Below are 26,224 nucleotides of genomic sequence, written 5' to 3' on the forward strand. Positions count from 1 at the left end.
CGCTCCCGCCCCGGTCCCGGAACGCGCGGCGGGCACCTGCTCGGCGCCGCCGTGCCCGGCCGGTCCGGTGCGGACGCTAGGCGTTCCCGTCGTCGGGGACGGACCTGCGGATGACCCGGTCGACGGCCTGCTGGAACGAGTTGACCAGCGACTGGATCATCAGGGGTTTGAGCCGGTTGGCCACCTCGATCAGCATCTCCCGTTCCTGCGGCGGGCGGCCCCGCTCGCGGTACGGGCGCACCACGGTCTCCTGGAAGTTGCGCTGCAGTTCCTCGGCCAGCGCCGTGGTGTGGCGCTGGACGGCCTCGTGGGAGGTCAGCAGGGTCTCCAGGGGCAGCGGCAGCTCGGCCAGCTCGGCGCTGACCCGCAGCAGCCCGGGACTGACCACCCGGATCCGGCCGTCGGGCAGCTCCTCCACCACGCCCAGCGCCGCCAGCCGCTTGATGGTCTCGTCGCCCAGATGACGTCCGGCCCGGCGGTCCAGCTCGTGCCGGTCCAGGTCCTCTGGGCGGTCGGGGGTCCATGGCGACAGCAGCGCCCGTTGCAGCGCCAGGTCCTCGGCGGTGGCGTCCTCGGGGATCCGTTCCAGATGGCGTTCGATGGCGGCCAGTGTGAGGCCGAGCGACTGCAGCTCGCGCACCAGCTCCAGGCGGGCCAGGTGCTCGGGGCCGTACAGGCCGGTGCGGCCGCGCAGCCGCGGCGGGGGCAGCAGGCCGCGCCCGGCGTAGTAGCGCACGGTGCGCACCGTCACCCCCGCGCGGGCCGCCAGCTCGTCCACCGTGAGCTCCACGGCACCCCCTCCCTCATATGACAGTGCCAGTGTTACATTACGGCTGTATCAGAAATCACTTACCCAGTTGAGGAGACCCGCCGGGATGGGACGCGAGATCTTCACCGCCGAGCACGAGGCCTTCCGCGACATGGTGCGGTCGTTCATCGAGAAGGAGATCGCCCCGTACCACGAGCAGTGGGAGAAGGACGGCATCGTCTCCCGCGACGTGTGGCTGGCGGCCGGCCGGCAGGGGCTGCTCGGCATCGAGGTCCCCGAGGAGTACGGCGGCGGCGGCATCGACGACTACCGCTACTACCTGATCATCAACGAGGAGTTCGCCCGCGCCGGCGTGCACGGCCCCGGCTTCTCCGTGCACAACGACATCAACGGCGCCTACCTGCTGCGGCTGTGCGACGAGGAGCAGAAGCGGCGCTGGCTGCCCGGCTACTGCTCCGGCGAGATCATCACCGCCATCGCGATGACCGAGCCCGCCGCCGGCTCGGACCTGCAGGGCATCAAGACCACCGCGATCAGGGACGGCGACCACTACGTCCTGAACGGCTCCAAGACGTTCATCTCCAACGGCATCCTGTCCGACCTGGTCATCGTGGTCGCCAAGACCGACCCGGCGGCCGGGGCGCGCGGCGTCAGCCTGCTGGTCGTCGAGCGCGGCATGGCGGGCTTCGAACGCGGCCGCAACCTGGACAAGGTCGGCATGCACGCCCAGGACACCGCCGAGCTGTTCTTCGACAACGTGCGGGTCCCCAAGGAGAACCTCCTCGGCGAAGAGGGCATGGGCTTCATCTACCTGATGCAGAACCTGGCCCGCGAGCGGCTGTCCATCGGCGCCACCGCCCTGGCCGGCGCCGAGACCGCCTTCGAGCAGACCCTGGAGTACTGCAAGACCCGCGAGGCGTTCGGCCGGCCGATCGGAAAGTTCCAGCACAACCGCTTCACGCTGGCGGAGATGAAGACCGAGATCACGGTCGCCCGCGCCTTCACCGACCAGTGCGTGCTCAAGGAGTCCGAGGGCGAGCTGACCGCCGAGGAGGCGGCCATGCTCAAGTACTGGAACACCGAGCTGCTCAAGTCGGTCGTCGACCGCTGCGTCCAGCTCCACGGCGGCTACGGCTACATGACCGAGTACCCGATCGCCAAGGCCTACCAGGACGTCCGCATCCAGACCATCTTCGGCGGCACCACCGAGATCATGAAGGAGATCATCGGCCGCTCCCTCGGCGTCTGACGCGCTTCCCTCTGGGAGGCGACCCCCAGACCCCCGGGCCACCGCATCCTCGCCGGTCCGTCCTCGCGCGCCCAAGGGCTAGCTCCGGGCGGACCGGCTGCGGTGCGCGGACTGCCGCGTCGGCCGGGGGAGCGACCCCGGCCGCCCTCCGGAGTCCTCAGCGGACGATGACGTGGGTGGTGGGGGACTGGTCGTGCTCGGTCCAGCCGTCGTGGCCGGCCTCGGCGTCCCAGTGCAGGCCGGCGAAGCGGATCTCGGAGATGCCGTGGGCCTGGGCGTGCGAGACCGCCCAGGAGGCGACCGCCCAGCCGGCGCGGCGGGTGGGGACCTTGATCCGGTACTGGTCGCCGGCGCGGGTCACCGGCAGCCGGCTCGTGCCGAACGTCTCGTGCAGGGTGCGCATCGCCTCCTGCAGCCGGGGCTCGACCCGCTTGCCGGGGGAGAACCAGCAGCGCACCGCCGCGGGGCGACGGCCGGTGTAGGCCTCGGCGAGCTGCTTGGCGCGCGGCTCGTGCGGCGCGTACGCCGTGCCGTCCGCGCTGCGCTGCACCGCCTGGGCGGCGTCGTGCAGATCCCGGTCCAGGTAGTCCTTCACCTTCACCAGCGAGTCGTAGAACTTGCTGGTGGCGTACACCGGGTCGCGCAACTGGTCCACCCGGCCCCAGCCCTGCGACGGGCGCTGCTGGAAGATGCCGACCGAGTCCCGGTCGCCGCCGGCCAGGTTGCGGATGTGCGACTCCTGGATCGCCGTCGCGTAGGCGATCACCACCGCGCGTTCCGGCAGCGACTTGCGGAACGCCACACCCGCGATCGTCGCCGAGTTGGCCGCCTGTTCCAGGTCGAGCGGCACCGAGCCCTCGGCCGTGCGCACCTCGCAGTTGGACCCGTGCAGGTACGGCCGGGCGTACGTCCATACCGCGTAACCGCCGGCGCCCATGGCCGCCACGAGGGCGAGCACCACGGCGGCCGGGCGCCAGCGCCTCCAATCCCAACCCCGCACACCAAGACCGTACCGGCTGATCGGCCCCACTAAGCTCACCTGTCATGACCGATACGTTCACCAGCCCGATCCCCGGCGTCATCGACGAGCTGTGGGAGCGGCGGGACCAGCTCAGCCCCGACGACAGCGAGGCCCGCGCGGCCATCGTCGCCGCCGTGGACCAGATCGACACCGGGCAGGCCCGGGTCGCGTTCGTCGACCCCGCCACCGACGAGGTCGTCGTCGACGAGCGGGCCAAGCGGGCCATCCTGCTGAGCTTCAAGGTCCTCGGCATGGTGCGCGCCCAGGTCGGCGACTTCCACCACCACGACCGGATCCCGCTCAAGACCCGGCTGGACGGCGTGCGCGTCGTGCCCGGCGCCATCGCCCGCTGGGGCGCCTACCTGGCCCCCGGCGTCGTGCTGATGCCCTCGTTCACCAACATCGGCGCCTACGTCGACTCCGGCACCATGGTCGACACCTGGGCCACCGTCGGCTCCTGCGCCCAGATCGGCAAGAACGTCCACCTGTCCGGCGGCGTCGGCATCGGCGGCGTCCTGGAGCCCCCGAACGCCGTCCCGGTGGTCGTGGAGGACGACGCGTTCGTGGGCTCGCGCTGCATGGTCGTGGACGGGGCCCGCGTGCGCAGGGGCGCCAAGCTCGGCGCCGGCACCATCCTCACCAAGACCACCCGCGTCTTCGACGTCGAGACCGGCGAGGAACTGCCCCGCGGCGAGGTCCCCGCCTGGTCCGTCTGCGTCGGCGGCACCCGGAACAAGAAGTTCCCCGGCGGGGAGTTCGGCGTGCCGTGCGTGCTCGTCCTCAAGCGCCTGGAGGAGGGCCGGCAGCACGACAAGCTCGCCCTGAACGAGATCCTCCGCGAGCACGGCGTCAACGCGTGACCCGCCGGCGGGGCTCCCGGGCGCGGCCAGCCGTGCCCGGGACCGCGCCGCTGTGAACACCGCGTTACGGACCGCGCAATTCCCCTGCACGGGCTGCGAAGAACCCGGACAATGGCCTCATCACGGTCTGCTGCCCGCAGGGAGGCGTCATGCTGAGGCGTTCGCGTCTGTTCGGCCACAAGACCCGGGTCACCTTCAGCCTCCCGGCGGACGAGCCCGCCGGCACCGTCAGCGTCGTCGGTGACTTCAACGACTGGGAGCCGGGCCGGCACGAGCTGCTCAGGCGGCGGAACGGGACCCGCAGCGTGTCGGTGACCCTGGCGCCCGGGACCTACCGTTTCCGGTATCTGGGGACGGGCGGGCTGTGGTTCGACGACGAGGGGGCGGACTCGGTCGACCAGCAGGGCGGCCTGATCACCCTGCCCTGAGCGGGCCGCGCGACGGGATCAGCCGGGCGTTCCCGTTCCCCGCGCCCCGATGACGACGACGGCGTCCAGTTCCTCGGAACGGGCGATCCGCGGTGTGAGCCCGTGCCGGGACAAGGCCCCGGCGGCCGCCGCCACCTGCCGTTCGCTCGTCTCGACCAGCAGGTGACCGCCCGGCGCCAGCCACCGCGGCGCCTCGGCCGCCACCCGCCGCAGCACGTCGAGTCCGTCCGCGCCGCCGTCCAGCGCCATCCGGGCCTCGTGCAGGCGGGCCTCCGCCGGCAGCAGCCCGACCTCCCCGGTCGGGACGTAGGGAACGTTCGACAGCAGCACGTCGATGCGCCCGCGCAGCGCGGACGGCAGCGCCGCGAACAGGTCGCCCTCGTGGACGTGGCCGCCGAGGGGCTCGACGTTCCGCCGGGCGCACCGCACCGCCGCGGGGTCGAGGTCGGCGGCGTGCAGCTCCACCTCGCCCAGCGCCGCCGCCACCGCCACGCCCAGCGCCCCGGACCCGCAGCACAGGTCGACGACGACCCCGCCCCGCCGGGCGAGGGCGACGGCCTGCCGGACGAGGAACTCGGTGCGGCGGCGCGGCACGAACACGCCCGGGTCCACGGCGACCCGCAGGCCGCAGAACTCCGCCCAGCCCAGCACCTGCTCCAGCGGCAGCCCGATGGCCCGCCGTTCCACCATCACGGCGACTTCGTCCGGTGTCCGGGCGGTGGACACGATCAGCCGGGCCTCGTCCTCGGCGAAGACGCACCCGGCGCTCCGCAGTCTCTCGACGACGGCCTGGAAAGGCGGCGAAATGCCCATGGGGCGAAGAGCCTAACCCGGCCGCCACCGGCTGACATCTGGTTTTGGGCCGGCCCCCGCCCGGCGCGAGGTCACCGGCGAGATCGTGCGGACCGGCCGGGCGGGAGTACGCCGGCGTCCACGCGGCCCCGGCCGGGGGCCGCTGAATCGGTAGGGTCGGGGCATGGGGCTTGACCTGGGTGTGGATGTTGCGGAGCTGACGGCGGCGATCGTCGACATCGAGTCGGTGAGCGGAGCGGAGAAGGCGCTGGCCGACGCGGTGGAAGGAGCGCTCGCGCCGCTGGGGCATCTGCGGGTGGAACGCGACGGGGACGCGGTGATCGCCCGTACGGAGCTGGGGCGGGCGGAACGCGTGGTGATCGCCGGGCACCTCGACACGGTGCCGGTGAACGGGAACCTGCCGTCGAGGGTCGTGGGGGACCGGCTGTACGGGTGCGGGACCTCCGACATGAAGAGCGGGCTGGCCGTGATGCTCAAGCTCGCCGCCACCGTCGCCGAGCCCAGGCGGGACGTGACGTACCTGTTCTACGAGTGCGAGGAGGTCGAGGAGGCCCGCAACGGGCTGGCCCGGCTCGCCCTGTCCCGCCCGGAGGTGCTGGAGGGCGACTTCGCGGTGCTGATGGAGCCCACCTACGCCACCATCGAGGGCGGCTGCCAGGGCACCATCCGCGTCGAGGTGACCGCGCCGGGGGAACGCGCCCACAGCGCGCGGTCGTGGATGGGGTCGAACGCCATCCACAGGGCCGGGGAGATCATCGACATCCTGCGCGCCTACCGGCCCCGCAAGCCCGTGGTGGACGGGCTGGAGTACCACGAGGGGCTGAACGCCGTGTTCATCCGCGGAGGCGTCGCGGGCAACGTCATCCCCGACGAGTGCGTCGTCACCGTCAACCACCGGTTCGCCCCCGACAGGACCCTCGACGAGGCCGAGGCGTACCTGCGGGAGCTGTTCGCGGGCTTCACGGTCAAGGTGGTCGACGGGGCCGAGGCGGCGCGCCCGGGGCTGCACCACCCGGCGGCGGCCGACTTCGTGGCGGCGGTCGGCGGGACCCCGCGCGCCAAGCTCGGATGGACCGACGTGGCGCGGTTCTCCGCGCTGGGCGTTCCCGCCGTCAACTACGGGCCGGGCGACCCGCCGCTGTCGCACACCAAGGACGAGTACGTGGAGATCCCGCGCATCCGCGAGTGCGAGGAGCGGATGCGGGCCTGGCTCACCTGACGGTCACCCGAATTTCGCTTGAATGCGCCATGCCCGGGGCGGCTACCGTGAACGCCATGGACTCCGAGAGCGACAAGCGCATGCACCGGCAGGGTCCCGCGATGCTGCGCGGCAAGGCCATTCCGCGGACCACCACCGACGAACGGTTGCTGGACAGCGTGGGCCCGGCGGACTGGCTGCACGCCGACCCGTGGCGGGTGCTGCGCATCCAGGCGGAGTTCGTGGAGGGCTTCGGGCTGCTGGCCGAGCTGGGCAAGGCGGTCAGCGTGTTCGGCTCCGCGCGCACCGCACCCGGCTCCGCGGAGTACGAGCTCGGGGTGGAGATCGGCCGCCGGCTGGCCGAGGCCGGGTACGCGGTCATCACCGGCGGCGGCCCCGGGATCATGGAGGCCGGCAACAAGGGCGCCGTCGAGGGCGGCGGCGTGTCGGTCGGGCTCGGCATCGAGCTGCCGTTCGAGCAGCGGTTGAACGACCACATCGACATCGGCCTGGAGTTCCGGTACTTCTTCGTCCGCAAGACGATGTTCGTCAAGTACTCCCAGGCGTTCGTGGTGCTGCCCGGCGGGTTCGGCACCATGGACGAGCTGTTCGAGGCGCTCACCCTGGTGCAGACCCGCAAGGTCACCCGGTTCCCGATCGTGCTGGTCGGCACCGAGTTCTGGGGCGGACTGCTGGACTGGATCAAGAGCGTGATGCTGCCCGCCGGCAAGATCCACGAGACCGACCTGGACCTGGTGCACCTGACCGACGACCCGGCCGAGGTCGTCCAGGTGATCCTGGACGCGCACGCCGAGCACCGGCGGCGGCTGGAGGAGGAGGCCGCGGTGCGCGAGGCGGCCGACGAGGCGGCCAGCTGATGGGCGGTCTGGCGATCTGCGTGTTCTGCGCCTCCAGCAGCCGCATCGACGGGCGTTTCATCGAGCTCGCCGAGCAGGCCGGCGCCGAGCTGGCCCGCCGCGGCCACACCCTGGTCAGCGGCGGCGCCCAGGTCTCCTGCATGGGCGCGATCGCCCGCGCCGCCCGGGCCGGCGGCGCCCGCACCGTCGGGGTCATCCCGCGGGCGCTGGTCAGCGTCGAGATCTCCGACGAGGACAACGACGAGCTGATCGTCACCCCCGACATGCGGTCCCGCAAGGGCGAGATGGACCGCCGCAGCGACGCCTTCCTGGTGCTGCCCGGCGGCATCGGCACCCTGGAGGAGCTGTTCGAGATCTGGACCGCCCGGACCCTGGGGATGCACGAGAAGCCGCTGGTCATCCTGGACCCGTACGGGGTGTACGACCCGCTGCGGGAGCTGATGGTCGGGCTCACCGAGCAGGGCTTCGCCCGGCCGAGGATCTTCGACGCGATCGGCTGGACCGGCTCGATCCCCGAGGCCTTCGACCTCCTGGAGGGCCGCCAGGTCGCCCTGCGGCCCACCGCCGAGGACTACGCCGAGGCCGAGCCCTGACGGGCGCGCAAGACCTTTGGGAGGCCCGCTGACCTGTTTCGTCCGCGGACAGAGCAGGCCCGAGGGAAGATCACGGCGTCGCCCCGGCGCGTTCACCGCGGGTTCATCGGTGCCCGACACGCTCGCATGACTTGCTTTCATGCGAAGGAGCGCCCCAAGGACGCGAATAAACCCTTGGTGTTCTGTCGGAGGGTGGCGTTATGGTCGCGGTGTGCAGTTGCGGTACAACTTCCGCCTCTACCCGACCGCCGGTCAGCGCCGCGCGCTGGCCAGGGCGTTCGGGTGTGCGCGGGTGGTGTACAACGACGGGCTGCGCGCACGGCGGGAGGCCCATGAGCGGGGGTTGCCGTACATCCCGAACGCCGAGTTGTCCAGGCGGGTCATCACCGAGGCGAAGAAGACCCCGCAACGCGCCTGGCCTTGCGAGGTGCCGGCGGTGGTGCTGCAGCAGGCGCTGGCCGACCTCAACAGCGCCCACCGGGCGTTCTTCGCCTCCATCACCGGTGAGCGCGCGGGGGCGAGGATCGCCGAGCCCCGGTACAAGTCACGCAAGGACAGTCGGCAGTCGATCCGCTTCACCAGGAATGCCCGGTTCGCCATCACGGCGGGCGGGCGGTTGCGGCTGCCCAAGATCGGGGACGTGCCGGTGCGCTGGTCCCGCAGCCTGCCGTCAGAGCCGTCCAGCGTGACGGTGGTCAAGGACGCGGCCGGGCGGTACTTCGCCTCGTTCGTGGTCGAGGTCGACGCCGAGCCGTTGCCGAAGACGGCCGGTGAGGTCGGCCTCGACCTGGGCCTCACCCATTTCGCGGTGCTGTCCAACGGACGGAAGGTCACCAACCCGCGGTGGCTGCGCCGGGCCGAACGGCGGCTCAAGAAGGCCCAGCGGGCCCTGTCCCGCAAGGTCAAGGGATCGGCCAACTGGACCAGGGTCAGACTGAGAGTCGCCCGCGCGCACTCTCAGGTGGCCGACGCGCGCCGGGACTTCGCGCACAAACTCTCCACGAGGATCATCGGTGATAACCAAGCCGTGTATGTGGAGAACCTGTGCGTGTCCGGTCTGGGCCGTACCCGGTTGGCCAAGAGCGTGCACGATGCGGGCTGGTCCCAGTTCGTCGGCATGCCGGCCTACAAGGCGGCCCGGTACGGCCGTACCTTCGCCAAGGTGGATCGCTGGTTCCCGTCGTCGAAGACGTGCTCATCGTGCGGGACGCTCGCTGAGTCGATGCCGCTGCACGTACGGGAATGGGCCTGTCCGTGCGGCGCGGTTCACGACCGGGACGTCAACGCCGCGAAGAACATCCTGGCCGCCGGGCGGGCGGACAGGCTAAACGCCTGCGGAGGGACCGTAAGACCCGTCGCCTGACGGCGGTGGGCGGGACCCGGTGAAACAGGAAGCCATCAGGGGCGCCGCACCCACGGCGCGGACTGAATCCCCGGCCTCCGGGCCGGGGAGCGCGTCAATTCGTGGCCAGCTACGCCGAGCGTGGGGTCAGGCCAGGCCGCGCCGGGCCAGGGTGGGGGGACGGTCGCCCTTGATCGCGGCGACCATGTCGAGGACCTGCCGGACCGCCGGCACGTCCGGCGCGGCCACCGCGAACACGCGGACGCCCAGCCAGGCATAGACGGAGGCCGCGGCCAGCAGGCCGGAGTCCTCGCGGACGGGCTCGTCGTCAAGGCGCACCAGGACGGCGAGCCCGTCCTTCGTCATGTCCTCGACCCGCTGCACGGAGGGCCGGGGCCCGGCGTCCACGATCAGGCCGTCCGGCCGTACCCCCGCCTCCAGCGCGCGCCGCGGATCCCGGCACACCAGCCCCGCCCCGGCCTTGGCGGCCTCCTCGGCCAGTTCGTCGCCCACGTACAGGCTGGGCGCGGCATAGGCTGGAGCCGGAACGGTCATCGCGACCACAGGCCCGGGCCCGGCGGGCGCGGGCCGGGCCGAGGTGACGATGTCCACGCCCTCCGGGATGCCCTCGGCCCCGTCGATCGAGCCGGTCAGCCAGATCGCGAGATCTCCGGCGCCGAACACCCTCGAGGCAAGCCGCAACTCCATGCTCCGATCGTGGCACGATCCCCGGTGGGAGCCCGAACCGAGGGGAGCGACATCGTGCTGGTGGTCCTCGTCCTGGCCGGTCTGGCCGTGCTGGCGGCGGTCATCGCCATCGCCATGGGCCGGGGCGGCGAGCTGACCGAGGCGCATCCCGACGTCCCGCCCCTGCAGATGCCCACCGGGCGGCGGCTGACCGGCTCGGACGTGAGGTACCTGCACCTGCCGCACGGCCTGTGGGGCTACCAGCCCGAGATCGCCGACGAGGCGCTGCACCGGCTGGCCTACGCGCTGGACGAACGCGACGCCCGGCTGGCCGAGCTGGAACGGGAGCTGGCCGAGCTGCGCCGCCGCCACGAGGACCCCTACGAGGACCCCTACGAGGACCCCTACGAGGACCCCTACGAGGACGAGGAGCGCCTGGAGGACGAGGCGCGATCCCCGGTGAGCCTGGACAAGACGAGCCTGGACGAGCCGGAGCCGACCCCGCCCGACGACCGGGACCCGTTCCCGCCGCCCTACGACGGACGGCCGGTGGACGAGGAGGCCCGGTGAGCCGGGTGTCGATCAGCGCCGACGTGACCTGCGACGCGCCCGCGGACAAGGTGTTCGAGGTGCTCACCGACTGGCCCCGGCACGCCGAGTGGATGCCGTTCACCAGGGCCGAGGGCGGACACGGGGTCGGCGCCGAACTGGTCGGGCGGACCGGCGTCGGGCCCGTCGGCTTCACCGACACGATGGTGATCACCGAGTGGACGCCGGGCCGCCGGGTCGCGGTGCGGCACACCGGGCGGCTGGTGCGCGGCGAGGCCTGGTTCGAGACCGCCCCGCTGCCGGGCGGCGGCAGCACCGTGCTGTGGGCCGAACGGCTGGACCTGCCGCTGGGGCCGCTGGGCCGGGCCGGATGGGTGCTGCTGCGCCGGCCGGTCCGCGCGCTGATGCTGCTGGGCCTGCGCCGGCTGGTGCGGCTGGCGGGGGCGACCCGATGAGCCCGGCGGTCCCGGGGACGGACGGGCTGGCGCGCTGCCCGTGGGCGCTGTCGGCCCCCGACTACATCGCCTACCACGACGACGAGTGGGGCCGCCCGGTCACCGACGACCAGGGCCTGTACGAGCGGCTGTGCCTGGAGGCGTTCCAGTCCGGCCTGTCGTGGATCACCATCCTGCGCAAGCGGGCGGCCTTCCGGGCGGCGTTCGCGGGCTTCGACATGGCGAAGGTCGCCGCGTACGGGCCGCAGGACGTCGAACGGCTGCTCGCCGACGCCGCCATCGTCCGCAACCGGGCCAAGATCGAGGCGGCCGTCGCCAACGCCCGCGCCGCGCTGGAACTGCCCGGCGGGCTGGCCGCGCTGGTGTGGCGGTACGCCGACCCGGACGCGCCCGTCCCGCGCACCACCGCCGACGTGCCCGCCTCCACCCCCGGCTCCACCGCGCTGGCCAGGGAGCTGAAGAGGCACGGCTTCCGTTTCGTGGGCCCGACGACCGCGTACGCCCTCATGCAGGCGTGCGGCCTGGTCGACGACCATCTGGCCGGCTGCTGCCGCCGCGGTGCATACCGCTGAACGACCCGGGCTTTGACCTGCGAAGACGCGGCCCGGCCGGGAGCGGGGGCCAAGGCCGGGACGATCCGGATGCTGATCGTTACCACTTCGCGCCCGGAACACGAGATAATGGACCACTACTGATGATGCGGATGCGAACGGCGGCCACGCGGCCAAAGGTGTCCGGCACGCGGCCCTAGGCAGGAAGGGGATGCACGCATGGCGGCGATGAAGCCGCGGACGGGTGACGGTCCGCTCGAAGTGACCAAGGAGGGGCGCGGCATCGTGATGCGCGTCCCGCTGGAGGGCGGCGGACGCCTCGTCGTCGAGCTCTCCGCCGAGGAGGCCAGCGAGCTGGGCGACGCTCTCAAGAACGTCGTCGGCTGACCAGCGGGCATCCGATCCGAGGATTCGCGGTGGCGGCCCCCCGGTGGGCCGCCACCGTGGCGACGCCGCCGCCCCGGCGGCGGTTCAGGGGGAGTCATGCCGATCCGTACCCGGATCAGCCCGGCGGGCGACGGCCGTCCGGCCGGTGAGATCGCGCTCGCCGAGGGCGCCGAGCTGGTGGCCGTGCCGGTCCGGCCCGGTCCCGAGGCGGACGTCGCCGGGCTCGGCGTCTCGCCGCCGGTGGACCCGGCCGAGCTGCTGGCGTTCCACGACGCCAAGGGCGAGGCCGGCGAGGTGCTGGCGTGCCCCCTGCGGCTCGGCGACCGGACCGCGGAGCTGCTGCTGTACGGGGTCGGCGACGGCTCGCCGGGCGCGCTGCGCCGTGCCGGTGCGGCGCTGGCCCGCCGCGCCAAGGGCCGCGAGCACCTGGTGGCGGTCCCGCCCGAGGGCGACCCGGCGGCGTTCGCCGAGGGCCTGCTGCTGGGGTCGTACGAGTTCTGGATCGGCGAGGAGCCCCGCAAGCGCGCGGTCGGCGCCGTCACGGTGCGCACCGCCGACCGGGCCGCCGTGGACCGCGCCGTGATCGTCGCGCAGGCCGTCGCGCAGGCCCGCGACCTGGCCAACCAGCCCTCCACCGACAAGGGCCCGGCCTGGCTGGCCGACCGGGCCGTGGAGTTCGCCGAGGCGGCCGGCCTGGGCGTGCGGATCCGCGACGAGAACGCCCTGCGCGCCGAGGGCTTCGGCGGGCTGCTGACGGTCGGCGCCGGATCGCCCCGCCCGCCCCGGCTGATCGAGCTGACCTACGAGCCCGAGGGCGGCGCGGACCGGCACGTGGTGCTGGTCGGCAAGGGCATCACGTTCGACAGCGGCGGGCTCTCGCTCAAGCCCACCGACAACATGAAGACCATGAAGACCGACATGGCCGCCGGCGGCGCGGTCATGGCGGTGCTGCGCGCCCTGCCCGCCCTGAACGCGCGGGTCAGGGTCACCGGCCTGGTCGCCGCCGCCGAGAACGCGTTCTCCGGCAGCGCCATGCGGCCCAGCGACGTGATCTCCCACTACGGCGGCAAGACCAGCGAGGTCCTCAACACCGACGCCGAGGGCCGCCTGGTCCTCGCCGACGCCCTGGCCTACGCCGACGCCGACCTGGACCCCGACGAGGTCATCGACGTCGCCACCCTCACCGGCGCCGCCAAGGTCGCCCTGGGCCTGCGGCACGGCGCCCTGTTCGCCACCGACGACGCCCTCGCCGACCGGCTCCTGGCCGCCGGCGAGGCCGCCGGTGAGCCCCTGTGGCGGATGCCCCTCGTCGACGACTACCGCCCGGGCATCGACTCCGAGGTCGCCGACGTCGCCAACATCGAACGCCGCGGCTACGGCGGCGGCGCCATCATGGCCGCCCTCTTCCTCCGCGAGTTCGCCGGCAAGCGCCCCTGGGCCCACCTGGACATCGCCGGCCCCGCCCGCTCCACCTCCGACGAGGCCGAACTCACCAAGGGCGCCACCGGCTACGGCGTCCGTCTCCTCCTCACCCTCCTCACGACCGCCTGACCTCCCACAGGCCCTGCACCCGACCGCGCTGAAGGCCACTGCGAGCGGGCGTCCCAGGGCCCGCGAGCCGTCGCGGCGGAGCCGCGACGACCAAACACGCCACGGCCATCAGGCCCTCTTGAGGGCGCACAGGAGGCCGTCGCCCACCGGGAGGAGGAGGGGGACCAGGCGGTCGTCGTCGCGGACCATGCGGACGACCTCGCGGATCGCCTGGGTCTCCGGGTCGCGGCGGGACGGGTCGGCGACGCGGTGGTGCCACAGGGCGTTGTCGAACGCGACCACCCCGCCGGGGCGCAGCAGGCGCAGCGCCGCGGTCAGGTACTCGGGGTACTCCTGCTTGGCGGCGTCGCAGAACACCATGTCGTAGGCGCCGTCGGTGAGGCGGGGCAGCACGTCCAGCGCCCGGCCCACGATCATCCGGGTGCGCGACGGGCTGAACCCGGCCGCCGCGTACGCCTCCTTGGCCAGCCGCTGGTTCGCCAGCTCCAGGTCGACGCTGGTCAGCACGCCGTCCGGGCGCATCCCGCGCAGCAGCCAGATGCCGGAGACCCCGCATCCCGAGCCGATCTCCACCACGGTCCGCGCGTCCAGCATGGCGGCCAGGAAGCGCAGCGCCGCCCCGCCGGCCGGGCCGATCGGCGTGGCGCCCACCTCCTCGCCGAGCCGGCGGGCGTCGAGCAGCGCCTCGTCCTCGGGGAGGTACTCCTCCACGAAAGCCAGGGTGGCCTGTACCGCGTCGATGGCTGCCTCCCTCAGTGCCCTGGTGTGCTGCACGAACAATATCGAGGTTCGGTCGTCCGGCCGCGACCGCGCGCGCCCGGGAACCAATCGGCGTCCCCCGGCGTTCCTATCGGTGAGTCGGTCCACGAACGCCCAGCCCAGGCGTGACCGTGTCGTCTCGACGCGGCAGGTTCGTCGTCAGAGAGGAACGGCCATGGCAGGCAGAGCGCTGGAGGTGCGCCCATGAACGTCGCGGCGCTGTCGCTGACCGGAGGGGTCGCGGCGCGCGATCGCGACCATGCGCCGGAGGCCCGGTGGGAGCCTCCGTCGTGGGACGAGGTCGTGCGGGAGCACTCCGGGCGGGTGTACCGGCTCGCGTACCGGCTGACCGGCAACCCGCACGACGCCGAGGACCTCACCCAGGAGGTCTTCGTCCGGGTGTTCCGATCGCTGTCGAACTACACCCCGGGGACCTTCGAGGGCTGGCTGCACCGGATCACCACCAACCTCTTCCTCGACATGGCGCGCCGCAGGCAGCGGATCCGCTTCGAGGGGCTGGCCGACGACGCCGCGGACCGGCTGCAGGGGCGCGAGCCCACCCCGGCGCAGGCCTACGACGACCGCAGGTTCGACGCCGACGTGCAGGCCGCGCTGGACGCGCTGGCCCCGGAGTACCGTGCGGCCGTGGTGCTGTGCGACATCGAGGGCCTGTCCTACGAGGAGATCGCCGCCACACTGGGCGTGAAGCTCGGCACGGTGCGCAGCCGGATCCACCGGGGCCGGGCACAGTTGCGGGCCGCCCTGGAGCACCGTGCGCCGCGCCGCCCGGCGGCGCCGGAGGCCCGGCAGAGGACCTGAGGGAGGACCACGCGTGAGTTGCCTGGGGGAGCGCCTGACCGCCCTGGTCGACGGTGAGCTGGATCATGAGGAGCGCGACCGCGCGCTCGCGCATCTGGCCGGCTGTGACCGGTGCCGGGAAGAGGCCGACACGCTGCGCCGGATCAAGGACCGGCTGCGCGCGCTGGCCGCTCCTCCCGCGGATCCGGCCGGTGCGCCGGACCTGCCCGACGACGACTTCCTGCGCCGGCTGATGGCCCTGGGAGCACCGCCCGACGCCGGCGCCGCCCCGCCGCCCGGCGACGGACCGGGCCCGTACGCGCTGCCGCCGCTGCGCCCGTCCCCGGTGCCGTCGCGCGCCGTGATGCCGCGGCCCCGCGACACCCGTCCCGCGGGCCGGGTCGACCGGCGCGGCGCCGCCGCCGTGGCGGTCCGCCGCCGCATCCCGCGCCGCTACCTGGCCGCCGGGGCCGCCGCCGTGGTGCTCGGCCTCGGGTCCGCCTCCTACCTGGCGGGCGCCGCGCCGGGAGAGGGACAGCCGCCGGTGATCCCGGCGTTCGACCGCCTGGAGGTCGAGCACTCGCTGACCAACGGCGTCCTGCCGATGACGGAGACGTCCCCCGCGCCGGCCGCGCCGTGAGCCAGGCCTTCGCGCCGCCCGCCCCGTTCGGCAGGCGGGGCCCGTGGGTGGTGGGCGGGCTCGCCGCCGCCCTGCTGCTGGCCTGGACGCTGGCCGGGGACGTCCGCGCGGGGCGCCGCGCCGACAGCGACCCGGAGGCCCTGGACCTGCTGCGCGGCACCGCCGCCGCGGCCCGCGCCACCCCGTACGAGGGCACCCAGACCCGTACCGCCTACCACTCCGGCGCGCCGGTCCGGACGGTGGTGACCGTGCGCCACGCGCCGGGCGGCGCCACGCTGGTCGGCGACGCCTCCCCGGTCCGCGCCGCCGCGTCCGCGACCGGGAGCCTGGCCGGAGCCGCCGCGACCGCCGGCGGGCTGACCGGCTTCACGCCCGAGACCCTCGACCTGCTGGCCCGCAACTACACGGTGGTGCGCGCGGCCGACGGGCTGGTGTGCCGGCGGCGGGCCAAGGTGGTCGAGGCGCGGCGCGCCGACGGCAGCGCCGCCGGGCGGTTCTGGATCGACGCCGAGACCGGGCTGATGCTGCGCCGCGAACTGCTCGACGAGACCGGCCGGGTGGTCGCCGCCGCGGGCTTCGCCGAGCTGCGGATCACCGTGCCGCAGACCGTCCTGATGTCCGCGGCGACTCCGGCACCGGCCGCCCCGTGGGCCGCGGTCGCCGCCGCCGAGGTCGCCGAGCTGCGCGCGGCCGGGTGGCCGGTGCCCGACGAGCTGCCGGGCGGGTTCGCGCTGCAGGGCGTACGGCGTTCCGGGGCCTCCGACGGGCACGCCCTGCATCTCGGCTACACCGACGGGCTCGCCGACGTGTCGGTGTTCGTGCAGCGCGGCCGGCTCGACGCCCGGCGGCTGGCCGGATGGCGGCGCACCGGGAGCGGCGGGCGCACGGTCTTCCGGCGCGAGGTCCGCCAACGCTGGGCCGTGTGGGGCGGCGATGGCTATGTTTATACGGTTCTGACCGACGCCCCGCAGTCCGCCTCGGACGCGGTGGTGGCCGCGTTCCCGCACGGCGCCGGATGGCCGGAACGCCTGCGGCGCGGGGCGTCCCGAATCGGTACATGGGCGAATCCCTGGAACTGATCGGGTCTTATGCTCATCACATGTCGTGACGGGCACGATGGCCCTGGACGACGACGACATGCCCGCTAGGAGAGATGGCGCAGATGACGGAAGACAGCCGCCGGTCTGTCGATGATCCGCCGCGCGAGGAGGGCGCCGCCGGCGCCGGTGCCGAAAAGCCCTCCGGCGCCCCCGGCGCCGTGCCCCCGACCGCCGACGACATCGTCCAGGTCCCCGGCGGGGAGCCGGCGGGCGACCAGGACCCCTCCGACCTGCCCGCCGACCCGCCGCGCGGCGAGGAGCCCGCGGACGCCGGGTTCGCCCCGCCGGACGCTCCCGGCCCGGTCCCCGGCGACAAGCTGCTGGTGTCGGCCCCGCCGCCGATGATGGAGATGTCGGCCGCCGGTCCCGAGGCGCCGCCCCCGCCGCCGCAGTACGAGCCGTACGGGCAGCCGCCCCCGCCGTACCAGGAGGCGCCCGCGCCGGTGCGGTCCGAGCAGCCGCCCCCGCCCCCCTACCAGGAGCCCTCCCCGTACGGCCAGGAGCCGTCGCAGAGCGTCTACCCGCCGGAGGGCAGGGGCCGTCCGGGCTTCGTCCCGCCCAACCAGGACCCGCAGGGCTGGCCGCCCCCGCCGCACCAGGGGCCGCTGCACCAGGGGCCGCCTCCGCCGAGCGGACCGCCGCTGTCGACCGCGCCGCCGCCTCCGGGCGCGGCGCCGCTGGGGTCGTTCGGCGGTCCCGCCGGACCGGCCGGTCCCGGCGGTCCGGGCGGCGCGCCCAACTGGGCGCCGGTCCCGGCCCCGCCGTCGGCCCGGCGCGGCGGCGTCCCGCTGGGGGTGCTGGCGGTCATCGCGCTGATCGTCGCGCTGGTGGCGGGCGCCATGGGGGCCGGCATCGGCGTGATGGCCACCGACGACTCCCCCGGAACGGTCAGCCTCGGCGGCGGTGGCGGCGGCGGGCAGAACAAGGTCCGCCCGCCGGACTCGGTCGCCGGGATCGCCCAGAAGGTCACCCCCAGCGTGGTCACCGTCCGGGTGAACGCCGGCGGCGACCAGTCCGGCGGCACCGGGTTCATCGTCAACGGCGGCTACATCATCACCAACAACCACGTGGTGTCCCCGGCGGCGTCCGGCGGGCAGATCGAGATCGTCTTCCACGACAAGAAGACCTCGCCCGCCCAGATCACCGGCCGCGACCCGACGTCGGACATCGCCGTGCTCAAGCCGCAGACCACGCACAGCCTGCCGGCGCTGCAGATGGGCGACTCCGACAGCCTGGCGGTCGGCGACCCGGTGATCGCGATCGGCTCTCCGCTGGGCCTGGACGGCTCGGTCACCGCCGGGATCGTCAGCGCGCTGAACCGGGCGGTGCCCACCCAGGGCGAGGGCGCCGACGCCTCGGTGATCCCCGCCATCCAGACCGACGCGGCGATCAACCCCGGCAACTCCGGCGGCCCGCTGGTGGACGGCTCCGGCCGGGTGGTCGGCATCAACACCGCGATCGTCACGCTCGGCGGCGGCCTCGGCGAGCAGGGCGGCAACATCGGACTGGGCTTCGCCATCCCGATCAACCACGGCCGCCGGATCGCCCAAGAGATCATCAACACCGGCAGCGCCAAGCGCACCCTGCTGGGCATCGGGATGGACCCGGCCTTCCCCGGCCCGGGCGTGCGGATCGCCGACCGGGAGCAGAACGGCGTGCAGCCGATCGTCCCGAACGGCCCGGCCGACAAGGCCGGGCTGCGTCCCGGCGACATCATCACCGCCATCGACGGCAAGGTGGTCCAGGACCAGATCGAGCTGTCGGCGGCCATCCAGGCCAAGGCGCCCGGCACCCGGGTCAAGGTGACGTTCCGGCGCGGCGGCCAGGAGCAGACGGTCGACGTCGTTCTCGCCGCGGCCAACTGATGTTCGGTTCGGGGTGATCCGCGCTGCGGATACGCTGAGGGGGCCGGGCCGTCGCAGGCCCGGCCCCCGGCGCTTGTGGAGGATGGGTGTTCGACGTCGGACTCGGCGAGATGCTGGTGCTCGTCGTACTGGCCCTGGTGATCTTCGGCGACCGGCTGCCCCAGGTGGCCGCCCAGGCCGGCCGGACCCTGCGGCAGCTGCGGATGATGGCCAACAACGCCAAGCGCGACCTGCAGGAGGGCCTCGGCCCGGAGTTCAAGGACTTCGACATCGCCGACCTGCACCCCAAGACCTTCGTCCGCAAGCACCTGCTCGAGGACCTCGACGACGACCCGTACCCGGGAGCCTCCTCCCCGTCCCCCGCCTACGCCGCCCCCGCCCACGAGGAGCTGGACTACGGCGAGCGCCCTCCGTACGACCCCGAGGCCACCTGACCCACCGACGCGACGAGCCCGGCCGCACGCGCGGCCGGGCTCTCTGCACTTGACGGACATCGCCTGCGGGCGAAGGGGTCCCGGGACGGTCCGTGCAACGAACGAGCCCGGTCGTGGGCAGACGACCGGGCTCGTCGGGTCGGGCGGGGGTCAGCCGCGGCGGGTGGGGCTGATGCCCAGGGAGCGGCCGACCAGGCCGCGGGAGCGGCCGGCCAGGGTCTCGGCGACGGCGCGCAGCTCCTTGGCGGCGGTGGCGTCCGGGTCGGACAGCACCAGGGGGACGCCCCGGTCGCCGCCCTCGCGCAGGCGGGTGTCCAGGGGGATCTGGCCGAGGAGGGGGACCTTGGTGCCGAGGGTGCGGGCGAGGGCGTCGGCGACCTGCTGGCCGCCGCCGGAGCCGAAGATCTCGTTGCGCTCGCCGCAGTGCGCGCACTCCAGGTAGGACATGTTCTCGATGACGCCGGCGACCTGCTGGTGGGTCTGCGCGGCGATGGCGCCGGCGCGTTCGGCGACCTCGGCGGCGGCCTGCTGCGGGGTGGTCACCACCAGGATCTCGGCGGCGGGCAGCAGCTGGGCGACGGAGATGGCGATGTCGCCGGTGCCCGGGGGCAGGTCCATCAGCAGCACGTCCAGGTCGCCCCAGTACACGTCGGCCAGGAACTGCTGCAGCGCGCGGTGCAGCATCGGGCCGCGCCAGACGACCGGCTGGTTGCCGGCGGTGAACATGCCGACCGAGATGACCTTCACGTCGTGCGCCGACGGCGGCATGATCATGTCGTCGACCTTGGTGGGACGGCCGTCCACGCCCAGCATCCGCGGCACCGAGTGGCCGTAGATGTCGGCGTCCACCACGCCCACCTTGCGGCCGAGGGCGGCCAGCGCCGCGGCCAGGTTGACGGTGACCGAGGACTTGCCGACCCCGCCCTTGCCGCTGGCGACCGCGTACACCTTGGTCAGCGAGGTGGGCTTGGCGAACGGGATCTCCTTGACGGCCTCGCCGCCGCGCAGCTTCTCGCGCAGCGCCCTGCGCTGCTCGTCGTTCATCACGTCCAGCTCGACCTGCACCGAGGTCACGCCGGGGACCTTGGACACCGCCTCGGTGGTGTCCTTGGTGATCCGGTCGCGCATCGGGCAGCCGGCCACGGTCAGGTACACCGCGACGCGCACCGCCCCGTCGGGCGCCACGTCGACGCTCTTGACCATGTCGAGCTCGGTGATGGGCTTGCGGATCTCGGGATCGACCACCGTGGCCAGCGCCGCGGTCACCTGGTCGATCGTCACAGGGGAGGCCATGCCGTCCATGGTATGAACTCCGCGGAGTCGTCCGCCAATCCGCCCCGGTAACCATGCTCACGCGCCGCGGGCGGAATACGATCGGGGCGTGAGGACGTCCACCCTGTCAGCGCCGGCCGAGCCGGCGGTGTGGCGGACCCTGCTGCGCGCGCAGGTGACCATCTCCCGGCGGCTGCAGGCCGACCTGCTGGCCGCCCACGATCTGGCGCTGGGCTCCTACGAGGTGCTGATGCACCTCGGCGAGGCGCCCGGCGGCCGGCTGCGGATGAACGACCTGGCCGACCGGGTGCTGCTGTCGCGCAGCGGGCTGACCCGGCTGGTCGACCGGCTGCAGGCCGAGGGGCTGGTGGTGCGCCAGTCCTGCGACAGCGACGCCCGCGGGCTGTACGCGGTGCTGACCCCGGCCGGGCGGATGCGGCTGGCCGAGGCGACCCCCACCTACCGGCGGGCGGTGCGCCGGTACGTGCTGGACCGGCTCGACCCGGAGGAGCAGCGGGCCCTGGGGGAGATCCTGGCCCGGCTGACCGGCGAGCGGGAGGAACGGCCGGTGCCCGTTCAGGCGCCGCGGGAGGCGTAGTCGCCGTCGGGGTGCGCCGTCCGGTGCCCGTCGAGCTCCTTGAGCATCTGCTGCAGTTCCGAGCGCAGGAAGTCGCGGGTGGCGACCTCGCCGATGGCCAGCCGCAGCGCCGCGATCTCCCGGGTGAGGTAGTCGGTGTCGGCCAGCGCCCGCTCGCCGCGCGCCCGGTCCTGCTCGTACTGCACCCGGTCGCGGTCGTCCTGCCGGTTCTGCGCCAGCAGGATCAGCGGCGCGGCGTACGAGGCCTGCAGCGACAGCATCAGGGTCAGGAAGATGAACGGGTACGGGTCGAACCGCAGCGCCTCCGGGGCCAGCGTGTTCCAGCCGATCCACCACACCACGAACCCGGTCATGTAGACCAGGAACCGCGCGGTGCCCAGGAACCGGGCGATGCGTTCGGACAGCCGGCCGAACGACTCGGGGTCGTAGTGCGGCCGGGGCAGCAGCGTGCGGCGCTGCTCCAGGGGCTGGTCCAGGCGGTGGTGCCGGGTGGTCATCGGGCCTCCTCCCGGGCCTGGGCGGAACGGCGCAAGGCCTCCTCCTCGGGGTCTGTGGACTCGTCGGCCGCCGCCTCCATCACCGTCTCCCGCCAGTCCTCCGGCAGCAGGTGGTCCAGCACGTCGTCGACGCTGACCGTGCCGAGCAGGTGCCCGGACTCGTCCACCACGGCCGCCGCCACCAGGTTGTAGGTGGCCAGGAAGGTGGCCACCGCCTCCAGCGACAGCGTCGGCCGCAGCGGCGCCAGCTCGGTGTCCACGATCCCGCTGACCAGCGCGGACGGCGGTTCGCGCAGCAGCCGCTGGAAGTGCACGGTGCCCAGGTAGCGGCCGGTGGGCGGCTCGGTGGGCGGGCGGCACACGTACACCTGGGCGGCCAGCGCGGGGTCCAGGTCGGGGTTGCGGATGTGCGCCAGGGCCTCGGCGACGGTGGCGTCCGGCGGGAGGATCACCGCGTCGGTGGTCATCAGCCCGCCCGCGGTGCCCGCCGCGTACCTCAGCAGCCGCCGCACGGGGGCGGCCTCCTCGGGCTCCATCAGGGTCAGCAGCCGTTCCCGCTGTTCGGCCGGCAGCTCCCCGAGCAGGTCGGCGGCGTCGTCGGGGTCCATGGCGTCCAGCACGTCGGCGGCCCGGTCGGAGTCCAGATGCCCGAGGATCTCCACCTGCTCGTCCTCGGGCAGCTCCTCCAGGATGTCGGCCAGCCGCTCGTCGTCGAGGGCCCGCGCCACCTCGGTGCGCCGCTTCTCCGGCAGCTCGTGGATGATGTTGGCCAGGTCGGCGGCCTTGAGCCGGTCGAACGCGGCGATCAGCCCGGCGGCGCCCTGCCCGTGCTCCACCCCGGACATCCCGGACACCGCGTCCCAGTCGACCACGAAGAGCTCGCCGCGCCGCCGCCGCAGCGCGCCCCGCCCCCCGCCGCGGCGCACCGCGACCTTGGTCACCAGCCAGTCCCGCGAGCGGGTGGGCTCCATCGCCACGTCCACCACGGAGACCGGGGAGTCGTCCTCCAGCAGCCGCACGGTGCGGTCCAGCAGCTCGGCGATCACCAGGGTCTCGGCCTCCCGCTGCTGGAAGCGCCGCATGTTCAGGCGGCCGTCGAAGACCACCTGGTCGACTTCGATGATCTTGACCCGGGTGATCGGCAGGAACACCGGGCGGCGCGGCTGCACCTCCACCACCAGCCCGAGCACCCGCGGCGGCCGGCGGCCCACCCGCAGCGCCACCACCACGTCACGGACCCGGCCCACCTGGTCGCCGGCCGGGTCGAACACGGCCACGCCGGCGAGCCTGGCGATGAACACCCGCGTCGGAGCGCTCACGGTTTCCCCTCTCCTGTCCGATCGGCGGCGACCTCCGTAGCGACCCCGACCCCCGGCCGCGGACACCTGACCCAGGACCGCAGGTTTCGGGACAGAGGTTACCCATGGGCGGGTTCCCCATCCGTGGGCGATGTCACGTTCCGGGGCCGTGCCTCGTCGTTCCGGTGAGGTGTCCTGGAAGGAGGAGGCGACGGCCATGACGAGGATCTCCCCGAACCCGCCGGGCGTCACCGACGACCTGGTGGCGGGCCTGCGCGAGCACGGGTTCGACGACGCCCGGCCGGTGGAGCCGACGATGATGGTGGCGGTGGAGAACCTGCGGTCGCGGTTCAACGCCGCCGCCGGGCTGACCGGGCAGGGGTTCAAGGATCGGTGCGAGGTCCCGGCCCGCGCCGGGGAGGGATCGGCGGCGGTGAGCGGGCCGCAGGCGCGCGGCGCCGGATCGACGGGGAGCGGGGAACGAGTGGGCACACGACGGGGAGAGCGGGTGCCTCAGGGCGCGCCGCGGGCGAGCGGGGAACGCGCATGAGCGGGCGGAGCCGGGCCGAGGTGTTCGCCGAGCATCGGGAGCTGCTGTTCGCGGTGGCGTACCGGATGCTGGGGACGGCCGTCGACGCCGAGGACGCGGTGCAGGACGCCTGGCTGCGCTGGGACGCCGCGGACCGGTCGGACGTGGACGATCCGAAGGGCTATCTGGTGCGGATCGTCACCAACGTGTCGCTGGACCGGCTGCGGTCGGCGCAGGCCCGCCGGGAGACCTATGTCGGCCCGTGGCTGCCGGAGCCGGTGCTGACCTCCCCGGACGTCGCCGAGGACGCCGAGCTGGCCGAGTCGGTGTCGATGGCGATGCTGGTGGTGCTGGAGACGCTCAGCCCGCTGGAACGGGCGGTGTTCGTGCTGCGGGAGGTGTTCGGCTACCCGTACGCGGAGATCGCGCGGGCGCTGGACCGGTCGGAGACCTCGGTGCGGCAGCTCGGCACCCGGGCCCGCAAGCACGTGCAGGCCCGCCGGCCCCGGTTCCCCGCCGACCGGGAGGTGCGGCGGCGGGCGGTGGAGCGGTTCCTGGAGGCGACCCTCGGCGGGGACGTGAACGCCCTGATGGAGACGCTGGCCCCGGACGTGACGGTGTGGTCCGACGGCGGCGGCAAGGTCCGCGCGGCGCGGCGCGTCATCGTCGGCGCCGACAGGGTGAGCCGCTGGCTGGGCGGCGTGACGCGGATCATGACGCCCGCCGGAGTGACGGTGTCGGAGCTGGAGATCGAGCGCGCGGACATCAACGGGACGCCGGGCCTGGTCTTCCGCCACGGCGCCGAGCTGGTGTCGGCGGTGACGGTGGACGTGGACGAGCAGGGCCGGGTGTCGGCGGTCCACCTGGTGGGCAACCCGGACAAGCTGCACGCCCTCACCGAGGGGGTGCGGCTGTCGTACTAGCGGTCGGCGTGCCTGCGGCGGGCCCCGAACATGCGGGGGCGGGGCCCGGCCGTGGCGGCGGGGGTGGGCACCGGGCGCACGGCGGCGTATCCGTCGTCGTGCTCGCCCGGGGCCTCGGGGACCTCCCCGGTCGGGGTGAGCCGGACGACGTAGGACTCCTCGGCCCAGCGTTCGGTCTGGCCCTCGTGGGTGGGGGCGTTGAGCCGTTCCTTGGCCAGCAGCGGCGTGACCGCGTCCCACAGTTCCGTGCCGGGCTCGACGAGTTCGCAGGCCGCGACCCAGGAGACCAGCCGGCCGCCCTTGTCCTTGCTGCGCACGGTCACCAGCACCCGGTCGGCCTCCGGCAGGCCGGGCAGGGGCTGTTCGCCCTCGCCGCCGGTCAGGACGTAGGCGGCGCCGTCGTGCCACACGTGCCAGGCGGCGCGCGGCTGCGGCAGGTCGGGCAGCGCCAGCCACACCAGCGCCGACTTCTTCATCGCCTCTTCGATCAGCGCGGCCGTGACATCGCCCATGCCCGAGAGCGTACCGTCACAGGCCCCGCAGGAACTCGGCGGCGATGGGCGCCGCGGCCTCGGCGCCGGTGCCGCCGCCCTCGACGATGACGGCGAACGCCACGTCGCCCCGGTAGCCGGCGAACCAGGCGTGGGTGGGCGGCCTGTCGCCGGAGCCGTACTCGGCGGTGCCGGTCTTGCCCGCCGTCCCGGGCGGGAAGGCGACGCCCGCGGCGGTGCCCTCGCTGACGACGGCGGGCATCAGGCTGCGCAGCGCCCGCGTCACGCCGGGCTCCAGGCGGCGCGGCGGCTCGGGCCTGCGGCCCTTGGCGTCCAGCGCCCGGGAGGCGTCGGCGGCGGACACCAGCCTGGGGGAGCGCCAGGTCCCGTCGGCGGCAGCGGCGGCGACCGAGGCCATGTTGAGCGGGCTGGCCAGCACCTGGCCCTGCCCGAACGAGGCGGCGGCCAAGGCGGTGGCGTCGGCGGTGGCGGGGAACGCTGCGCGCACCGCGGGCAGCCCGCCGATGATCGGCGCGCCGAACCCGAACATGCGGGCCACCTCACCGAGCCGCTTCTCCCCGAGCCGGTCGACGGCCATCCGGGCGAACGTGGTGTTGCACGAGTGGGCGAACGCGTCCCGGAACGACAGGGTGCCGTGGTCCTTGCGCTCGGAGTTGCGGAACTCGCGGCCCCCGACGTTGACGGTGGCCGGGCAGGGGACCCGTGAGGACGGCGACACCCCGCCGGCCACCAGCGCCGCCGCCGTGATGATCTTGAATGTGGAGCCCGGCGGGTACTGCCCCATCAGCGCCCGGTTGTAGCCGCCGGGCTTGTTGGCCACCGCCAGGATCTCCCCGGTGGAGGCCCGGATCGCCACCAGCGACGCGGGCTTGGACACGTCCGCCAGCGCCCGGGAGGCCGACTCCTGCGCGCGGATGTCGATGGTGGTGCGCAGCGGCGCGCCCTCCTCGCCGCCGAACTCCCGCAGCGTCTTCACCACGTCGCCCTCGCCGTCCACGATCTGCACCGCGAGCGCGGGCTTTCCGGCGAGCCGTGGCTCGTACTGCTGCTGGAGCCCCGACAGCCCGCCCAGGTCGCCCTCCCGGTAGGGGACGCCGAGCCTGCGGGCCTGCCCGGCGGGCAGCTTGCCGATCTCGCCGACGAGCTGCTGCACCGAGCCGGACGGGTGGCTGACCAGGGACTCCCCGGAGGCGGACAGGATGCCGGCGCGGTTGGGCCACGCCCGCGAGGTCCGCAGCCGCTGCCCCTCCTGCAGACCGGGGTGCAGCACCCGGGGGCTCCAGGCGACCCGCCACTCGCCGTTCCTGCGGACGAACGGCAGCTCGGCGTGGTACGTCCAGGTCCGCCCGCCGCCCAGCGTGACCTGTCCCTGATAGGAGCCGCCGGCCGTGTCGTCCTTCGGCTCGCCGACGGCGGCCGGGGTGAACCGCCACCCGCTCGCCCCCAGGTCCGTGCGCAGCCGGGCGTGCCGGTCGGCGAAGTCGGCGGGCGGCGCGTCCACCAGCGCCCGCATCGCCGCGTAGTCGCCGCGTCCCCAGGCGGCCAGATACCGTTCGGCGGTGGCGCGCGGGCCGTCGTCGCCGCGCAGGAACCACCACACGCCCGCCCCCGCGAGCACCGCCGCCGCCACCGTCGCGGCGACCAGCGCAGACCGTCGCATCCTGGAAC

At 74.0% G+C, this 26,224-nt stretch carries 30 protein-coding genes; 20 read left to right on the top strand and 10 right to left on the bottom strand.

Going from position 1 to position 26,224, the window contains the following annotated elements; translation table 11 throughout:
* Positions 1-76 precede the first annotated feature (76 nt).
* Positions 77-790, bottom strand: a complete 714-nt coding sequence (locus HNR21_RS13550) for a MerR family transcriptional regulator (RefSeq protein ID WP_119727408.1) — start codon at positions 788-790, stop codon at positions 77-79.
* Positions 791-875: 85 nt separating this feature from the next.
* Here HNR21_RS13550 and HNR21_RS13555 point away from each other — a divergent pair, with 85 nt between their 5' ends.
* The gene (locus HNR21_RS13555; RefSeq protein WP_182705499.1) at positions 876-2,018 is read left to right on the top strand and encodes an acyl-CoA dehydrogenase family protein; all 1,143 of its coding nucleotides are present in this window, start codon (positions 876-878) and stop codon (positions 2,016-2,018) included.
* Between the two features lie 157 nt (positions 2,019-2,175).
* Here the strand turns inward: HNR21_RS13555 and HNR21_RS13560 are convergent, their stop codons facing one another.
* Positions 2,176-3,018 carry a hypothetical protein gene (locus HNR21_RS13560; protein WP_182705500.1) on the bottom strand — a complete coding sequence of 281 codons (843 nt, stop codon included), beginning with the start codon at positions 3,016-3,018 and terminating at the stop codon, positions 2,176-2,178.
* Positions 3,019-3,062: 44 nt separating this feature from the next.
* Here HNR21_RS13560 and HNR21_RS13565 point away from each other — a divergent pair, with 44 nt between their 5' ends.
* On the top strand, positions 3,063-3,899 hold the full coding sequence (locus tag HNR21_RS13565) for a 2,3,4,5-tetrahydropyridine-2,6-dicarboxylate N-succinyltransferase (RefSeq protein WP_182705501.1): 837 nt from the start codon (positions 3,063-3,065) through the stop codon (positions 3,897-3,899).
* Between the two features lie 149 nt (positions 3,900-4,048).
* A complete protein-coding gene (locus HNR21_RS13570; RefSeq protein WP_182705502.1) occupies positions 4,049-4,327 on the top strand; it encodes an isoamylase early set domain-containing protein in 279 nt (92 codons plus the stop codon).
* A gap of 18 nt (positions 4,328-4,345) precedes the next feature.
* Here HNR21_RS13570 and HNR21_RS13575 read toward each other — a convergent pair whose 3' ends face one another.
* On the bottom strand, positions 4,346-5,140 hold the full coding sequence (locus HNR21_RS13575; protein WP_119727413.1) for a putative protein N(5)-glutamine methyltransferase: 795 nt from the start codon (positions 5,138-5,140) through the stop codon (positions 4,346-4,348).
* A gap of 163 nt (positions 5,141-5,303) precedes the next feature.
* Between HNR21_RS13575 and dapE the strand changes: the two genes are divergently transcribed.
* The 4 genes from dapE (at position 5,304) to HNR21_RS13595 (ending at position 9,172) form a co-directional block, all read left to right on the top strand.
* Positions 5,304-6,359, top strand: coding sequence for a succinyl-diaminopimelate desuccinylase (dapE, locus tag HNR21_RS13580; RefSeq protein ID WP_182705503.1), 1,056 nt, complete (start codon positions 5,304-5,306; stop codon positions 6,357-6,359).
* Positions 6,360-6,415: 56 nt separating this feature from the next.
* Positions 6,416-7,216 carry an LOG family protein gene (locus HNR21_RS13585; protein WP_182705504.1) on the top strand — a complete coding sequence of 267 codons (801 nt, stop codon included), beginning with the start codon at positions 6,416-6,418 and terminating at the stop codon, positions 7,214-7,216.
* On the top strand, positions 7,216-7,809 hold the full coding sequence (locus HNR21_RS13590; protein ID WP_119727415.1) for an LOG family protein: 594 nt from the start codon (positions 7,216-7,218) through the stop codon (positions 7,807-7,809). The genes HNR21_RS13585 and HNR21_RS13590 overlap by 1 nt, the downstream gene beginning before the upstream one ends.
* A 211-nt stretch (positions 7,810-8,020) precedes the next feature.
* Positions 8,021-9,172 (top strand): RNA-guided endonuclease InsQ/TnpB family protein, encoded by a 1,152-nt coding sequence (locus tag HNR21_RS13595; protein WP_182705505.1) that lies wholly within the window; start codon positions 8,021-8,023, stop codon positions 9,170-9,172.
* Between the two features lie 126 nt (positions 9,173-9,298).
* Here the strand turns inward: HNR21_RS13595 and HNR21_RS35235 are convergent, their stop codons facing one another.
* Positions 9,299-9,859 carry a hypothetical protein gene (locus HNR21_RS35235; RefSeq protein WP_246442140.1) on the bottom strand — a complete coding sequence of 187 codons (561 nt, stop codon included), beginning with the start codon at positions 9,857-9,859 and terminating at the stop codon, positions 9,299-9,301.
* Between the two features lie 9 nt (positions 9,860-9,868).
* On the opposite strand from HNR21_RS35235, the gene HNR21_RS13605 reads away from it, so the two are divergent.
* The 5 genes from HNR21_RS13605 to HNR21_RS13625 all read left to right on the top strand — a co-directional run bounded on the left by HNR21_RS13605 (position 9,869) and on the right by HNR21_RS13625 (position 13,331).
* Positions 9,869-10,408 (top strand): hypothetical protein, encoded by a 540-nt coding sequence (locus HNR21_RS13605; protein ID WP_182705506.1) that lies wholly within the window; start codon positions 9,869-9,871, stop codon positions 10,406-10,408.
* Complete coding sequence (locus HNR21_RS13610) at positions 10,405-10,842, top strand: SRPBCC family protein (protein ID WP_182705507.1); 438 nt, start codon at positions 10,405-10,407, stop codon at positions 10,840-10,842. Before HNR21_RS13605 ends, HNR21_RS13610 begins: the two co-directional genes overlap by 4 nt.
* A complete protein-coding gene (locus HNR21_RS13615) occupies positions 10,839-11,414 on the top strand; it encodes a DNA-3-methyladenine glycosylase I (RefSeq protein WP_182705508.1) in 576 nt (191 codons plus the stop codon). Before HNR21_RS13610 ends, HNR21_RS13615 begins: the two co-directional genes overlap by 4 nt.
* A gap of 198 nt (positions 11,415-11,612) precedes the next feature.
* Positions 11,613-11,780: a DUF3117 domain-containing protein gene (locus HNR21_RS13620; protein ID WP_103938117.1), complete on the top strand. Its 168-nt coding sequence runs from the start codon at positions 11,613-11,615 to the stop codon at positions 11,778-11,780.
* A gap of 96 nt (positions 11,781-11,876) precedes the next feature.
* Complete coding sequence (locus HNR21_RS13625; protein WP_182705509.1) at positions 11,877-13,331, top strand: leucyl aminopeptidase; 1,455 nt, start codon at positions 11,877-11,879, stop codon at positions 13,329-13,331.
* 108 nt (positions 13,332-13,439) lie between these two features.
* Here the strand turns inward: HNR21_RS13625 and HNR21_RS13630 are convergent, their stop codons facing one another.
* Positions 13,440-14,042: an O-methyltransferase gene (locus HNR21_RS13630; protein WP_119731646.1), complete on the bottom strand. Its 603-nt coding sequence runs from the start codon at positions 14,040-14,042 to the stop codon at positions 13,440-13,442.
* 252 nt (positions 14,043-14,294) lie between these two features.
* Here HNR21_RS13630 and sigE point away from each other — a divergent pair, with 252 nt between their 5' ends.
* The 5 genes from sigE (at position 14,295) to HNR21_RS13655 (ending at position 18,927) form a co-directional block, all read left to right on the top strand.
* Positions 14,295-14,909, top strand: a complete 615-nt coding sequence (gene sigE / locus HNR21_RS13635; RefSeq protein WP_233358963.1) for an RNA polymerase sigma factor SigE — start codon at positions 14,295-14,297, stop codon at positions 14,907-14,909.
* 13 nt (positions 14,910-14,922) lie between these two features.
* On the top strand, positions 14,923-15,528 hold the full coding sequence (locus tag HNR21_RS13640; RefSeq protein WP_182705510.1) for an anti-sigma factor family protein: 606 nt from the start codon (positions 14,923-14,925) through the stop codon (positions 15,526-15,528).
* On the top strand, positions 15,525-16,607 hold the full coding sequence (locus tag HNR21_RS35240; protein ID WP_182705511.1) for a sigma-E factor regulatory protein RseB domain-containing protein: 1,083 nt from the start codon (positions 15,525-15,527) through the stop codon (positions 16,605-16,607). The genes HNR21_RS13640 and HNR21_RS35240 overlap by 4 nt, the downstream gene beginning before the upstream one ends.
* Positions 16,608-16,690: 83 nt before the next feature.
* Positions 16,691-18,493 (top strand): S1C family serine protease, encoded by a 1,803-nt coding sequence (locus tag HNR21_RS13650; RefSeq protein ID WP_246442144.1) that lies wholly within the window; start codon positions 16,691-16,693, stop codon positions 18,491-18,493.
* Positions 18,494-18,579: 86 nt separating this feature from the next.
* A complete protein-coding gene (locus HNR21_RS13655) occupies positions 18,580-18,927 on the top strand; it encodes a sec-independent translocase (protein WP_182705512.1) in 348 nt (115 codons plus the stop codon).
* A gap of 150 nt (positions 18,928-19,077) precedes the next feature.
* On the opposite strand, the gene HNR21_RS13660 is transcribed toward HNR21_RS13655, so the two are convergent.
* The gene (locus HNR21_RS13660) at positions 19,078-20,229 is read right to left on the bottom strand and encodes an Mrp/NBP35 family ATP-binding protein (RefSeq protein WP_376766586.1); all 1,152 of its coding nucleotides are present in this window, start codon (positions 20,227-20,229) and stop codon (positions 19,078-19,080) included.
* Positions 20,230-20,308: 79 nt separating this feature from the next.
* Between HNR21_RS13660 and HNR21_RS13665 the strand changes: the two genes are divergently transcribed.
* Entirely contained in the window at positions 20,309-20,797 is a 489-nt protein-coding gene (locus tag HNR21_RS13665) for a MarR family winged helix-turn-helix transcriptional regulator (RefSeq protein ID WP_312881019.1), read from the top strand.
* On the opposite strand, the gene HNR21_RS13670 is transcribed toward HNR21_RS13665, so the two are convergent.
* The gene (locus HNR21_RS13670) at positions 20,776-21,294 is read right to left on the bottom strand and encodes a DUF1003 domain-containing protein (RefSeq protein WP_119727425.1); all 519 of its coding nucleotides are present in this window, start codon (positions 21,292-21,294) and stop codon (positions 20,776-20,778) included. The genes HNR21_RS13665 and HNR21_RS13670 overlap by 22 nt on opposite strands.
* The gene (locus HNR21_RS13675) at positions 21,291-22,613 is read right to left on the bottom strand and encodes a magnesium transporter MgtE N-terminal domain-containing protein (protein WP_119727426.1); all 1,323 of its coding nucleotides are present in this window, start codon (positions 22,611-22,613) and stop codon (positions 21,291-21,293) included. Before HNR21_RS13675 ends, HNR21_RS13670 begins: the two co-directional genes overlap by 4 nt.
* 196 nt (positions 22,614-22,809) lie before the next feature.
* Here HNR21_RS13675 and HNR21_RS13680 point away from each other — a divergent pair, with 196 nt between their 5' ends.
* Positions 22,810-23,142: a carboxymuconolactone decarboxylase family protein gene (locus HNR21_RS13680; RefSeq protein WP_182705514.1), complete on the top strand. Its 333-nt coding sequence runs from the start codon at positions 22,810-22,812 to the stop codon at positions 23,140-23,142.
* Complete coding sequence (locus HNR21_RS13685) at positions 23,139-24,044, top strand: RNA polymerase sigma-70 factor (RefSeq protein WP_182705515.1); 906 nt, start codon at positions 23,139-23,141, stop codon at positions 24,042-24,044. Before HNR21_RS13680 ends, HNR21_RS13685 begins: the two co-directional genes overlap by 4 nt.
* On the opposite strand, the gene HNR21_RS13690 is transcribed toward HNR21_RS13685, so the two are convergent.
* Entirely contained in the window at positions 24,041-24,556 is a 516-nt protein-coding gene (locus HNR21_RS13690; RefSeq protein WP_182705516.1) for a hypothetical protein, read from the bottom strand. The two genes, HNR21_RS13685 and HNR21_RS13690, sit on opposite strands and share 4 nt — an antisense overlap.
* A gap of 16 nt (positions 24,557-24,572) precedes the next feature.
* Positions 24,573-26,216, bottom strand: a complete 1,644-nt coding sequence (locus tag HNR21_RS13695) for a penicillin-binding transpeptidase domain-containing protein (protein WP_182705517.1) — start codon at positions 26,214-26,216, stop codon at positions 24,573-24,575.
* Between the last annotated feature and the right edge of the window lie 8 nt (positions 26,217-26,224).

Origin of the sequence: Thermomonospora cellulosilytica, assembly GCF_014138835.1 — a bacterium.
Lineage (GTDB): Bacteria > Actinomycetota > Actinomycetes > Streptosporangiales > Streptosporangiaceae > Thermomonospora > Thermomonospora amylolytica.